13 protein-coding genes are annotated in these 12,889 nt (G+C 34.5%); 7 read left to right on the top strand and 6 right to left on the bottom strand.

Annotated elements, in window-relative coordinates:
* The first annotated feature begins 12 nt into the window (after nucleotides 1-12).
* The 3 genes from AR685_RS00425 to AR685_RS00415 all read left to right on the top strand — a co-directional run bounded on the left by AR685_RS00425 (nucleotide 13) and on the right by AR685_RS00415 (nucleotide 2,330).
* Entirely contained in the window at nucleotides 13-423 is a 411-nt protein-coding gene (locus AR685_RS00425; protein WP_052187849.1) for an RDD family protein, read from the top strand.
* Between the two features lie 54 nt (nucleotides 424-477).
* Complete coding sequence (locus AR685_RS00420) at nucleotides 478-1,836, top strand: M20/M25/M40 family metallo-hydrolase (RefSeq protein WP_047443897.1); 1,359 nt, start codon at nucleotides 478-480, stop codon at nucleotides 1,834-1,836.
* A gap of 122 nt (nucleotides 1,837-1,958) precedes the next feature.
* Complete coding sequence (locus tag AR685_RS00415; RefSeq protein WP_131777579.1) at nucleotides 1,959-2,330, top strand: hypothetical protein; 372 nt, start codon at nucleotides 1,959-1,961, stop codon at nucleotides 2,328-2,330.
* A 77-nt stretch (nucleotides 2,331-2,407) separates the two neighbouring features.
* On the opposite strand, the gene AR685_RS00410 is transcribed toward AR685_RS00415, so the two are convergent.
* Both AR685_RS00410 and AR685_RS00405 read right to left on the bottom strand, forming a co-directional pair.
* Entirely contained in the window at nucleotides 2,408-3,574 is a 1,167-nt protein-coding gene (locus AR685_RS00410; protein WP_082671872.1) for an aspartyl protease family protein, read from the bottom strand.
* A gap of 442 nt (nucleotides 3,575-4,016) precedes the next feature.
* Nucleotides 4,017-4,595, bottom strand: a complete 579-nt coding sequence (locus AR685_RS00405; protein ID WP_047443894.1) for a hypothetical protein — start codon at nucleotides 4,593-4,595, stop codon at nucleotides 4,017-4,019.
* A 162-nt stretch (nucleotides 4,596-4,757) separates the two neighbouring features.
* Between AR685_RS00405 and AR685_RS00400 the strand changes: the two genes are divergently transcribed.
* Nucleotides 4,758-6,560, top strand: a complete 1,803-nt coding sequence (locus AR685_RS00400; RefSeq protein WP_047443893.1) for an ABC transporter ATP-binding protein — start codon at nucleotides 4,758-4,760, stop codon at nucleotides 6,558-6,560.
* A 285-nt stretch (nucleotides 6,561-6,845) separates the two neighbouring features.
* Here AR685_RS00400 and AR685_RS00395 read toward each other — a convergent pair whose 3' ends face one another.
* From AR685_RS00395 to AR685_RS00385, 3 genes are all read right to left on the bottom strand, one after another.
* A complete protein-coding gene (locus AR685_RS00395) occupies nucleotides 6,846-7,850 on the bottom strand; it encodes a peptidylprolyl isomerase (protein WP_185096000.1) in 1,005 nt (334 codons plus the stop codon).
* A gap of 79 nt (nucleotides 7,851-7,929) precedes the next feature.
* Nucleotides 7,930-8,442 carry an FKBP-type peptidyl-prolyl cis-trans isomerase gene (locus AR685_RS00390; RefSeq protein ID WP_059123758.1) on the bottom strand — a complete coding sequence of 171 codons (513 nt, stop codon included), beginning with the start codon at nucleotides 8,440-8,442 and terminating at the stop codon, nucleotides 7,930-7,932.
* A gap of 238 nt (nucleotides 8,443-8,680) precedes the next feature.
* Entirely contained in the window at nucleotides 8,681-9,754 is a 1,074-nt protein-coding gene (locus AR685_RS00385) for a branched-chain amino acid aminotransferase (protein WP_047443891.1), read from the bottom strand.
* Between the two features lie 84 nt (nucleotides 9,755-9,838).
* On the opposite strand from AR685_RS00385, the gene mnmD reads away from it, so the two are divergent.
* Both mnmD and AR685_RS00375 read left to right on the top strand, forming a co-directional pair.
* On the top strand, nucleotides 9,839-10,513 hold the full coding sequence (gene mnmD / locus AR685_RS00380; RefSeq protein ID WP_059123757.1) for a tRNA (5-methylaminomethyl-2-thiouridine)(34)-methyltransferase MnmD: 675 nt from the start codon (nucleotides 9,839-9,841) through the stop codon (nucleotides 10,511-10,513).
* Between the two features lie 94 nt (nucleotides 10,514-10,607).
* Nucleotides 10,608-11,024 (top strand): NUDIX domain-containing protein, encoded by a 417-nt coding sequence (locus AR685_RS00375; RefSeq protein ID WP_059123398.1) that lies wholly within the window; start codon nucleotides 10,608-10,610, stop codon nucleotides 11,022-11,024.
* A gap of 22 nt (nucleotides 11,025-11,046) precedes the next feature.
* Here AR685_RS00375 and AR685_RS00370 read toward each other — a convergent pair whose 3' ends face one another.
* Nucleotides 11,047-11,754 (bottom strand): DUF4294 domain-containing protein, encoded by a 708-nt coding sequence (locus AR685_RS00370; protein WP_047443889.1) that lies wholly within the window; start codon nucleotides 11,752-11,754, stop codon nucleotides 11,047-11,049.
* A 52-nt stretch (nucleotides 11,755-11,806) separates the two neighbouring features.
* On the opposite strand from AR685_RS00370, the gene AR685_RS00365 reads away from it, so the two are divergent.
* Complete coding sequence (locus AR685_RS00365) at nucleotides 11,807-12,883, top strand: M42 family peptidase (RefSeq protein WP_047443888.1); 1,077 nt, start codon at nucleotides 11,807-11,809, stop codon at nucleotides 12,881-12,883.
* Nucleotides 12,884-12,889: the final 6 nt, after the last annotated feature.

The following is a 12,889-nucleotide window of genomic DNA, read 5'->3' as shown; positions in this document are numbered from 1 at the left end:
ATATTAATAAAATTGAAGAAAGAAAAATTTTTGTTTCGAAGAATTATTGCTGGTTTAATAGATTACACGCTAATATTTTGTGCAACATTCGCATATATCCAATATTTTGGTGAGGTAAATTCAGAGGGCGAATTTTATGTGAGTGGCGTAAAAGCACTTCCAGTTTTTATTTTTTGGTTTGTGTATAATTGCGTCATTGAAGTTAATCTGCAATCAACATTTGGAAATTATTTAGTAAAACTAAAACCAGTAGACGAAAAAACTGAGCTGGATATAACTATAAAACAATCATTTTTAAGGCACATTGTTGATCCCATTGACATGTTCTTTTTCGGTTTAGTTGCAATAATCCTCATTACAAACTCACAAGAAAGTAAAAGATTAGGTGATTTGTTAGCCAAGACTAAAGTTGTAAAAATTTAATGATCATTTTAAATTAATATTTCAATAAAAAAATCATTTCTTGCCATCAATATCATGAAAAAACTAGTAGCAACAATCACTCTACTCATAAGCTTAAATATATTTGCTCAAACCAAAGAAGACTCCATCCAGTTCAACAGAATTTCAACAGAAATTTTAAATAAAGGAAAAGCCTATAATGAGCTTAGAGATTTAACGAAAAACATCGGTCACCGTTTAAGCGGATCCGAGGCTTATGAAAAATCGGTGAAATGGGCTGAACAAAAACTGAAGGAAGCAGGCGCTGATAAAGTGTGGCTTCAGGAGGTGATGATTCCGGTTTGGGAAAGAGGAAAGGAATCTTTGCAAGTTAAAATGAATGATGGAAAATGGAAATCTTTAAAAATGCTGTCATTAGGAAATTCCGAAGGCACTCAAGGAAAAGATGTTTCAGGAGAAATCATTATGGTAAAATCTTTTGCTGAATACGAAAAGCTTCCTGCCGAGAAAGTAAAAGACAAAATTGTGTTCTTCAACTACCCTTTCAGTCAGTCTTACATTGAGACTTTCAAAGCCTATGGTGATGCATCAGCTTATCGCTCGACAGCCGCAATGTTAACCGCTGAGAAAGGTGGCAAGTTTGCTATTGTGAGGTCGCTGTCATCAGCTTTTGACGATGTACCGCATACCGGAGCAATGAGATACAAAGACGATGTTGCGAAAATTCCAGCAGTGGCAATTGGAAATACAACAGCTGACGAACTTGAAAGGCTTTTAAAATCAAATAAGATCACCGCAAAACTCAATTCCAACTGTGGAATGAAAGGCGAAAAACTTTCTCATTCTGTCATCGGTGAGATCACGGGTAAAAAAGATCAGAGCGTTATTGTCGTGGGCGGACATTTAGATTCGTGGGACGTGGGCGAAGGTGCGCATGATGACGGAGCAGGAATTGTTCAGAGCATTGAAGTTTTAAGAACATTTAAAAATTTAAACATAAAAAATAATCATACCATAAGAGTGGTGTGTTTTGCCAATGAAGAAAATGGCGTAAAAGGCGGACAGCAATATGGAAAATACGTCAAAGAAAAAGGAGAAAAGCACATTTTTGCTTTAGAATCAGACGCAGGCGGATTTTCTCCACGAGGGGTGGCTCTTGAAATGGATGATGCCAAAAGAAATCAAATCAAAAGCTGGTCACCTCTCTTTCTGCCCTATGGAGCCTACGACTTTGAAGGCAGATATTCCGGGACAGATATTTATCCTTTGAAAGATATGGGGATTCCTACGGCAGAACTAGTTCCGGATTCTCAAAGATATTTTGACATTCATCACACCGAAGAAGATACTTTTGAGAAAGTGAACCGAAGAGAATTGCTGTTGGGTGCCACGGTGATGACGCAGATGATTTATATGATTGATAAGAACTGGTAACAGATAATTACGATCCGATGAGAGCTTTATATTTTTTAATCTTTATTCTATCCATCCATTATTTTAATGCTCAGGAGAAAATTTTTGGTGAATATAACAATGATTTTGGCGAAAAAATAATTTTGAAATCAAATTACACATTTGAATACTATTGGAAATTTGATCTTGCATCAAGCTGGAATATTGGAACTTGGGAAATTGAGGGAGGTAAGAACATTTATTTAAAGGTTAATGAAATAAAAGATACTTTAAAATCTGATAGTAAAATTGAAATGGTTTTGTCTTCAGATAAAATATCAAATGAGATAACCAGTAATGAATATGCATTAAATTTAATTTCTGGTGGAGGTCAAAGTAGAAAGTTATCTCCAAAAAAGCTTTTCTTTAAAAACAATAAACTATTTACTTTCTCTAAAACAGGAAAAATTCAAAATAAAAAAATCAAATCATTAATGAACCCAATGGTTAATTCAAAACCTTGGTTCGAGAAATAAATAGTAAATAATCACAAAGATTCTCGATACGGTTTTCTTCAAAAACCTACTCGAATAACGGAGTTTATAGAATCATCTTAATTCAAATACTCCTTCTTGGCCAGCATAAAATCCAGAATCCTCCCTTCTCTTTTTACTTTAACCGTAATAGAATTGGTGCTTTTTTCAACACGGTTCAATAAATACTGACAAGATGACTCCTGATTCAAATTCTCAAAGCTTATACCATTGATGCTCAAAATCTCATCATCAATCTTCAGAGGAACATCATTCCCTTGAAAAACCAGCACTACTTTGGCTTTAAGATCAATAAATCGGTATGCAAAACCGAAAGACTCGAGCTTTGCCGGAACACTCTTGATACGATGTAAATAAACTTTATTGTTGCCCCAATCGATAATGAATTGAAATTTCTTCAGAAACTCATTTCCGAGAAGATTTGAGCTTCCCGTCATTACGATTTCATTTTCAAATTTTTGTGTGGTAACTATCACTTCATCTGGTCTGAAATGATAAGACGACACAGGTTTTCCGGTACCAAACGCACCTACAGAATTGACGCCGTAAGTTTCTACAAATTTTACTTTTCCATTTTTGGGATCGTAATTATTTTCGGCAATTTTGATGCTTCCGGTAAATCCGGTATCAAAAGTGAGATTCATTTTTTTATCTAAAATCTGAGATTCTAGAATGGGGGTTTTCTGAGGTTTTGGTTTAAAAGAGAAAATCGTTTCATAGCCCTCTGTAGAAAATTGCTTCAAATCTTTTGTGGCTTCAAGTAGGTTTTCAGAATAATTTATTCTCCAAAAAAGCTTAGCCATCTGATTGGCTCCAATAATACCATCAATCTTTAAGCATCCGAATTCATGACCTTCGAGGTCAACTACCACAGCACCGATATTCTTGAAAACAATTTGATCTACAGTCATTTCTGGAAGTATTGTAAACACCTGTTTCTGCTTATTTTTCTGAGAATCTCCTACTTTTCTTTTATGCTTTTCTTTAAGATTTAGTTCACTGTACACTGCATTGGAAATAACGGTAGGAGCACCGGTGTCGAAAAGAAACTGATAAGGTTTTCCGTTAATGCTTACTTTAATTAAAGGAAGTTCGTTGGCAAATGTAAGATTGATCTTCTCAACAGGGTTTTTCAGTATTGCGTCCCCGCTTTCAAAAAACCTCTTTCCCTGTGCTGAAACAATCGTCAAATAGAATATAAAAAAGAGCAACAAACTTTTATTCATGATGTTATTTTGCACTAAAGTAGGGAAATTTTATAAGATTTATTTGATAATTTGTTTACTGATACTTATGATAAAGATGCGTCCTCTCCATCTTCAACAATGGCAGAAGCTATTTCTCTCATGTAATCTTAGTAAGAAGAACCGCAAATAGAAACAATGTGAAAAAACCTTAATGAAAACTACAAGTCAACGGTCGTTCTGCTTGAAAATTATTAGACACATCGCAAGCCGTATATGCTTTAACTTGTAAATTTCAATAAAGATTTGAATATGAAAACCTCTGAATTAAAGATAAAAGTACATCTAATCAACGAGGATTGTACTCCTCAGAAATTATTTAATTTTAACAATCACGAAATCAATATTCAATCTATTTGGGATGGAAAATGTGATGATCAATAAAAAATCCGATTGTCATTAATCAGCTTTATTTGTTTCTAAATTATATCTTATTCAAAATCTTCTTTGGCAAGATCTTTACTAATTGTGGTTTATATTGTTTCTCCAGAATTAAGAACTTCCAACTTTTTTTATCCTTTGAAATTGCACATGCTCTCATATTTGCATTTATGATATAGGATCCTTCGTTCTGCAAATATTTAACATTCTGTTTTCCATATTTCGAAATCATTGCCTCTCCTATCTTGGTCTTCATATTTTCATTCATTGCACTTACGTTGCATTTCAGTTTAGGAAAATAATTTACGATAGAATAATATTCACCGTCGATGAGCTCAGGCTTTTCAATGTTTCCAAATTTCATATCCTGCACATCAACCTTCAATAAAGGATTATTATAGGTCATATTTAGCAGTTGAGTCATTTGTTCTTTAGAAATAATTGTAAAGTATTTTGGATAAATACATTCAACTGCCTGATCTATTTTTTTATATTTAATACTGTTTACAAAATAAACAAGTGACTTTCTGATTGCCTGATCATCAGTGTTCACCTTTGTCTGAGCAAAAGAAATGAATGAGAGGAGAATAAATAGTAAAGCGAAAAACCTGGTTTTAAACATGATGATTGTGAAGATTTGTGGGTGAATTTTGTCTTGTTCTTAGTCATTCAAATATATGTAATTTCAAACCTAAAATTCTCATAATTCTTATGCTCTAAATCTATATTTATACCCTTCTCTATCCGATTTATATCTGTAATTTTGCAGGCAGTTATTTTACGAATGAAAACATTATTACGTTATTTAAAACCACATAAATGGTTGATGATCCTGTCATTAGTTTTGGCGACAATCAATCAGGTTTTTTCCTTGTTCAGTCCGGCAATTACAGGAAATATTCTGGATCAGCTGGTGACACATCCAAATCATTTTGACAAGGAAAAGATCGCCCCCAGAACTTTAGACGAATACTTGTATGGAACAGATATTTACCACGGAGCATTTTACTTTCTGGCACTTTTGATAGGAACTGCGATGATCAGCAGAATTGCCAAAGCATTTCAGGATTATGTAGTGAATGTAATTACACAAAAGTTCGGTGCTAACATTTTCACAGATGGGTTGCAGCATTCAATGGCATTGCCTTATCAGGAATTTGAAGATCAGCGAAGCGGCGAGACCCTTTCTATCTTAACGAAAGTGAGAGAAGACTCTGTGAAATTCATCACCAATTTCATCAATATTTTCTTCGGGATTTTGGTGAGTATTATCTTCGTGTCCGTATATGCCATTCGTCTGCACTGGTCAATTATGCCGGTGTATGTAGTTGGAATTTTCCTGATCGCTTTTATTACCAATTTATTAAGCAAAAGAATTAAAAATATTCAAAAAACAATCGTTACCGAAACGACAGGTTTAGCAGGAAGCACTACCGAAAGTCTCCGCAATATTGAGATTGTTAAAAGTTTAGGTTTAACCAAGCAGGAAGTAAAACGTCTTAATAACAACACGTATAAAATTCTCGGACTTGAACTTAAAAAAGTGAAAAGCATTCGTTCTTTAAGTTTTATTCAAGGAACCATGGTGAACTTCCTTCAGCAACTGATTACGCTTACCCTTTTGTTTTTAATTTTCAGAAATATTGTAACTCCCGGTCAATATTTATCATTGATGTTTTACGGCTTCTTTATTTTCGGACCAATGCAGGAGATCGGGAATATTATTATCTCCTATCGTGAAGCTGAAGCATCACTGCATAATTTTGATACATTGATGAAAAAGGAGGTTGAAGAAAAGCCACATACTCCAAAACAGATTGGAGCTGTTGAAAAATTAGAATTTAATCATGTATCTTTTAAACATCAGAGCGCTTCATATAAAGCTTTAAATGATATTTCTTTTGAAGTGAAAAACGGCGAAACCATTGCGTTTGTGGGACCCAGTGGTTCAGGAAAAAGCACGTTGGTGAAATTACTAGTCGGATTATACAGACCCAAAGAAGGTTCTATCTTTTATAATGAAATCAACGGTAAAGAATTTGATTTTGACGAATTAAGGAATCAAATAGGTTTTGTAACACAGGACACCCAGCTTTTCGCAGGAACTATTAAAGAAAACTTACTTTTTGTAAATCCTAATGCTACAGATGAAGATTTGGATCTGGCTTTAAAAAAATCCAGCGCAACAGCATTAATTGAAAGAGCAGAAAATGGAATTGACACCGTCATCGGCGAGGGCGGACTGAAACTGAGCGGCGGCGAAAAGCAAAGAATTGCCATTGCAAGAGCTTTACTGAGAAAACCTAATTTATTAATTTTTGATGAAGCAACTTCTGCTTTAGACAGTATTACTGAGGAGGAAATCACATCCACCATCAAAGAAATTTCTGAAGAAAAAGAACAGATTACCGTATTGATTGCCCATCGATTAAGCACCATTATGCACGCAGATAGAATCTATGTTCTGGAACGTGGTAAGGTGATTGAGACGGGTTCGCACGAGAATCTTTTAGATTTAAAAGGATTGTACTATGCGATGTGGAGACAACAAATCGGGGAAAGAAAAGTAATCACACCGGCTCCTTAAATCTGATTCAAATTGAATAGTATTAAAGTGAAAAAGCGTTCTCAGGAACGCTTTTTTTGTGTTCATCAACTACAAAAATTTGTTCTCAGGGTAAAGGAAATTAATCCGATGCTGGAATCAACAATTGAATATATACAATTGGTATTTAAAAATGATTTGCAGTATAAAATAAATATCGAAACTGAACTTCTTGGGAGTTGATAACATAATATGATTGTTATGCTAAAACTTCCCAATAAAAAAGCCGTCTCATAAGAGACGGCTTTCATTATTTATACAATTCGATTAAGGAACTTTTACCAATTCCACATCGAAGATTAACCATGCATTTGGTGGAATTACTCCTCCTGCACCTCTCTCACCGTAACCCATTGCTGGCGGAATCAATAGTGTAGCCGTTTCTCCTTCTTTCAACAAAAGAATTCCTTCGTCCCATCCTTTGATTACTCTTCCGGTTCCTACAGGAAACTCAAGAGGCTCATTTCTTTTGAATGAAGAATCGAACTCAGTTCCGTTGGTTAGTTTTCCTGCATAGTGTACAGATACATTGTCACCTGCTTTTGGAGCCTTACCTTCAGTTTTCTTAGTAATTTTATAGTAAAGACCAGATTCAGTTACCTGCATTCCTGCTTTAAGATCTTCAATTGCTTTTTTTGCATCAGCTTCTGCTTTTTCAGCCATTGCCTTATTGTTGGCAGCAATCTTAGATTTTCCTTCATTGAAAGTTTTTGCAGCATCATATCCTTTATACTCATCTCCTTTGCTGAAAATGCTTACTTTTTCAAGAACGATATCCGTTTTAGGTTTATCCTGAGCTCCTTTCTCTACATTAGCAATGGCATCAATCACATCATCACCCTTTACCACTTCTCCGAAAATGGTATGTTTTCCATCTAACCAGGGAGTAGCGATTTCTGTGATGAAGAACTGAGAACCATTGGTGTTCGGTCCAGAATTAGCCATTGACAAAATACCTTTTCCAGTGTGTTTCAGATCATTTTTCTCGTCTTCGAATTTATATCCGGGATCTCCCATTCCTGTTCCCTGAGGATCACCTCCCTGGATCATGAAATCTTTGATTACTCTGTGAAAAATTGTTCCGTCATAAAAAGGAACACCTTTCGCTTTCGCTTTGTTATCAATTTTACCTTCTGCAAGACCAACAAAGTTAGCCACAGTAACCGGTGATTTTTTGTCTTCAAACTTTACAATCAAGTTACCTTTTGTAGTCTGAAGATTAGCATAAAGTCCGTCTTTAAGCCCTTCGTAAGTTTCTTTGTCTACGTTCATTTTCTTATAAATTGGTGTACAACTTAGCAGCGAAACACTTGCTGCTGCCAGAATTATATTTTTGTTAAACAATTTCATTTTATAGAACTTTTAATTTTATAATTAAAGGAATATCGTTATCTATTTTATTTTCGTCTCCGAAAGTTCCGTAAGCAAGAGATGATGGAACGAGCAATGTCACTTCTTCCCCTTCTCCCATATATCTCAAAGCATTTTCTACAGCTTTCAATTCATCAAAATGCCCAAATCTAGCATCATTTCTCTGAATAGATTTGTCATAAATTTTGGTTTGATCAAAATCATAGAGATCATAAGAATAAGAAATCGAAGATTCATCCGGTCTTCGTTGTCTTTGATCAAAACCTTCTACAGTCGTCCAATAATTAAGCTGAGTAGGATAAAATTTAATATCCTGACCGTTCACCCAATCCTGAATCTGCTGTCTCTCCAAACTATTGAGATTTTTCATACGGTTCCGCGAAACATCGAGATCACTCTTACTTAATACACCTCCTACCGGTGGATGCACCTGCGGAGTAGTTCTTTTACAGCTTATAAGCCCTAGTACTGATATGAGAAGTATTTTTTTCATAAAAACTTTTGCGAAAATACGCATTTCGGGAATCATTAACAAAACTTGGTGAATTTATTAAAATAAAGTTTGGATTTTTTTTCATCATCAACATTATCCAGCACTCATATTTTAGACTCTCACTGAATTTTCAGGTAAAAGTATTTTATATAAATCTTATCATACTTATACTAAACTTAGATTGACAAAAAAAGCCAAGAAAAATCTTGGCTTTATATGCTATTAAATTTACTTAAAATTAAGCTGTTTCTAGAACATCTTTTTCAACTAATACTCTCCATCCGAATGGATCTTCTGATTGGTTGGTCTGTAAATTAACTAAGTCATTTTTAAGGGTTACTGCAAAGCTTTCGTCATCTGAAAGTCTTGGTAATTCCAATTTAACACCGTTGTAACCTAACGCTTGGAAAACTGTGGTAACAACTGCTGTTCCTACTCCCCAAACTTCTTTTAATGTTCCGTTTTTCTGAGCTTCTACAACATCTTTTACTTTAATAGGTTCAATTTTTATTTCAAAACCTCTTTTCTTAGCCAATTGGATGAAACTGTCTCTGGTAACTCCATCTAAAATTTTCTCAGATGTTGGTGGCGTATAAATAGTATCATTGATTCTTACGAAAACATTCATCGTTCCGCTTTCTTCGAAATATTCGTGAGTAGCATCATCAGTCCAGATAATTTGATCATACCCTTCTTCAATCGCCAACTGAGTTGGGTAGAACGATGCTGCGTAATTACCTGCTGCTTTAGCTGAACCTACTCCACCACTTGCCGCTCTAGAATAATGATCAGAAATTTTAACAGATACTGGTTCTGTATAATACATTTTTGCAGGTGTCGTCACAATGGCGAACATATATTTATTGGCAACTCTTGCTTTTAAAGCTTCTTCGGTAGCAAAAATTAACGGTCTAATATATAAAGAAGTACCTTCACCTTGAGGAATCCACTCTCTATCGATATTTACCAAAGCTTTTAGACCTTCCAAGAATATTTCTTCTGTAACTTCCGGCATTGCAAGTCTCTTTGCAGACTTATTGATACGCTCAAAATTCTTTTCGGGCCTGAAAAGGAAAACCTGTCCGTCGTTGTCTTTGTAAGCTTTCATACCTTCAAAACAAGCCTGTCCGTAATTCACTCCCATCATTGCAGGCGTAAATAATAACGGACCGTAAGGAACCAATTTCACATCGCCCCATTTACCGTCCTCATATTCACAGATGATCATGTGATCACTGAAAGTATTTCCAAACGAAAAATTATTGGGATCGAAAGTAGAAATTCTAGAGTTTTCTGTTTTTTGAATTATCATTTCTTAAAATTTTTATGATGTTCCACAAATTTAACATAATTTTTCAAATATAAAAATTTTACATTAAATTTGAAAAAAAATACTTTGAAAAGAGAAATCAGAACTACAAACGACGGAAGCAAAACACTGTTTATCAGTGAATTAAATGAAAATTACCATTCACACCATGGTGCGTTACAAGAAGCGGAACACGTCTTTATCAAAAATGGATTAAATCTTATAAATGATTGCGAAATTAACATTTTAGAACTCGGTTTTGGAACAGGTTTAAATGTTTTAGTGACAATTAATGAATATTTAAAAACTGATAAAAATCATATTATTAATTATTTTACACTTGAAAAATACCCAATAACCCAATCTGAAATAGAAAATCTCTCCTATTTCGATCATTTTGGTAACCCAGAATTAAAAAATATTTATCAGAAAATTCATCAAACGGAGTGGGAAAAATCCGAAGAAATCATTAGTGGTTTCAATTTAAAGAAAATCCAATGTGACTTTTTCGATCTGAAAAACATTGATTTACCGAATATTAATCTCGTTTATTATGATTGTTTTGGGGCAAGAGTACAACCTGATCTTTGGGAAAAACCTTTGTTTGAAATGGTTTCTGCTAAAATGAGTGTAAACGGACTGTTAACAACTTATTCCTCAAAAGGTAGTGTGAGAAGAATTTTAACCGAACTTAATTTTAAAGTAGAAAAAAAACAGGGACCTCCGGGAAAAAGAGAAATGATCAACGCAATAAAGCTGTAACCTCTTATCTGTTAAAATCGAAATCAAAGATCGATCTTCCTACTTCAGGTGTCAAACAAAAAATTCTTTAAATTAGCCATACAAATTATTATATATGATAGACAAAATTAATGTGAGGGTTTATGCTTGTGCCGTAAAAGACAATAAAGTTCTTACACTGTTTGAAGAATATGCAGGCCAGCCGTTGTTAAAATTCCCTGGTGGAGGATTGGAATTTGGAGAGGGGCTTACAGAATGTCTTCATCGCGAATTTGATGAGGAACTCAACGTGAAAATAGATATTGTAGAACACCTTTACACTCAGGAGGATTTTTTAGTTTCCCGATTTAGAGAAAATGAACAACTTCTTACTATATATTATGTAGTAAAAATTGTCAATGAAGAAGATTTCCTGATTCTCGATCCATGTATAGAAAAAACTGAATGGCTCCCGATTGATAGTGATGTGAACCCATTTACCCTTCCTGTAGACATTATTGTTTTTGAAAAATTAAAAGAAAAATTCCTGTAAATGGTTTACAGGAATTTTTCTTTTATTTAGAAGCTCTGAAGTCTTTTGCTCCGGGATAAGGCTGCAAATAACCAGAATTCCAATTGGACTGTAATAAAGATTCCAAAAACTCATCAGTTCTGTTTTTGCGGGGATTATATTCATCTTTTAAATCAATATCTGCCATCTTACCTTTAACGTTCCACCAAAAAGCACTCCATCCACCACGCATTTCTTTGATGATTTCAAAAACGTTTTTTCCAGTAGCTCTGTTCATTAATTTTGCAAAAACCTGACCTTCCGTAGTCGTTAAATCTCTCAACTGTTTTTCATATTGATCTGCCAGCATATTTTGCCTGTCCTTGATGTACTTTCTCTTGGCAGCAGTATCCATTACAGTCATTTCTTTCTGAATGTCTCTGTATTGCTGTAGCGCTGTTAAAAATAAAGGATATACCCTGTATAATTTTTTATTAAGGAAGAAATAATAATTCTTATCTAGCTGATTATTGAACTTCGGTTTATTAAGTAGCACCAACTCGTCCATCACCACTACCGTCTCACCATTCATTTCATAAATTTTAGCTTTCTGCCTTTCATCATAATAATATTTGTTTCCAAATTCATCAGTTCTCAACTGATCTTGCGGATATTGACTGAGGGGTTTCGCGATGACAGAATCCCTTTGCTGACTAAATATAGTAGCGCTAAAAAAGAAAAGAAAAAGAAAGGTGATTTTATGAAATTTCATTATTTTTACACGTATTATAACGAAATTTAACTACAAAAATCATTCCTTAAATATGAAATTCGAAAAGAAATCTTTGAAATTTTTAGAGAAATATTTAAACACTTCATCACCAACCGGATACGAACACAAAGGCCAGGAAGTTTGGATGAATTACATCACTCCATACGTTGATAAAATAGAAGTTGACCACTACGGAACTTGTTATGGAATCATCAATCCGGAAGCAGAATTCAAAGTTGTCATCGAAGCTCATGCAGATGAAATCTCATGGTACGTTAATTACATTACCGATGACGGATTAATTTACGTGATTAGAAATGGGGGTTCAGATCAAACTATTGCACCATCTAAAATAGTTCATATTCACGGTGAAAAGGGAATTATAAAAGGAGTTTTCGGATGGCCTGCTATTCACACGAGAGGTGCTAATCAAGACGAGCCAACTCCCAAAATTGAAAATATTTTCATTGATTGCGGCGCAACGAGTAAACAAGAAGTTGAAGATCTAGGAATTTTTGTTGGATGCATGATTACGTATCCTGATGAGTTTTTTGAAATGAACGACCGTTATTTTGTGTGCAGAGCTTTAGATAACAGAATCGGTGGGTTTATGATTGCAGAAGTGGCAAGACTTTTAAAAGAAAACAAAAAAGAGCTTCCATTCGGATTATACATTACTAATTCTGTACAAGAAGAAGTTGGATTATACGGAGCAGACATGATTGCTGACACAATAAAACCCAATATTGCCATTGTGACAGATGTAACACACGACACAACTACCCCAATGATCGAAAAGAAAAAAGAAGGCGATCAGAAATGTGGTAACGGACCAGTGGTTTTCTTTGCTCCAAGTGTTCACCACATCATCAGAGAATTGATTATCGATACTGCAAAAAAGAAAGAAATTCCTTATCAGAGAGCCGCCGCAAGCAGAGCAACAGGAACTGACACCGATGCTTTTGCTCATTCAAACGGAGGTGTTCCAAGTGCATTGATTTCTTTACCTTTAAGATATATGCACACTACAGTGGAGATGGTGTCAAAAGAAGATGTAGGAAATGTGATTCAGTTGATATACGAAACACTTTTAAACATAAAGCCTGAAATGAAACTGAAATATCATTAAAGTGAT

The organism is Chryseobacterium sp. JAH, from assembly GCF_001507335.1.
Classification (GTDB): domain Bacteria; phylum Bacteroidota; class Bacteroidia; order Flavobacteriales; family Weeksellaceae; genus Chryseobacterium.
This window is presented reverse-complemented; position numbering and strand designations above follow the sequence as displayed.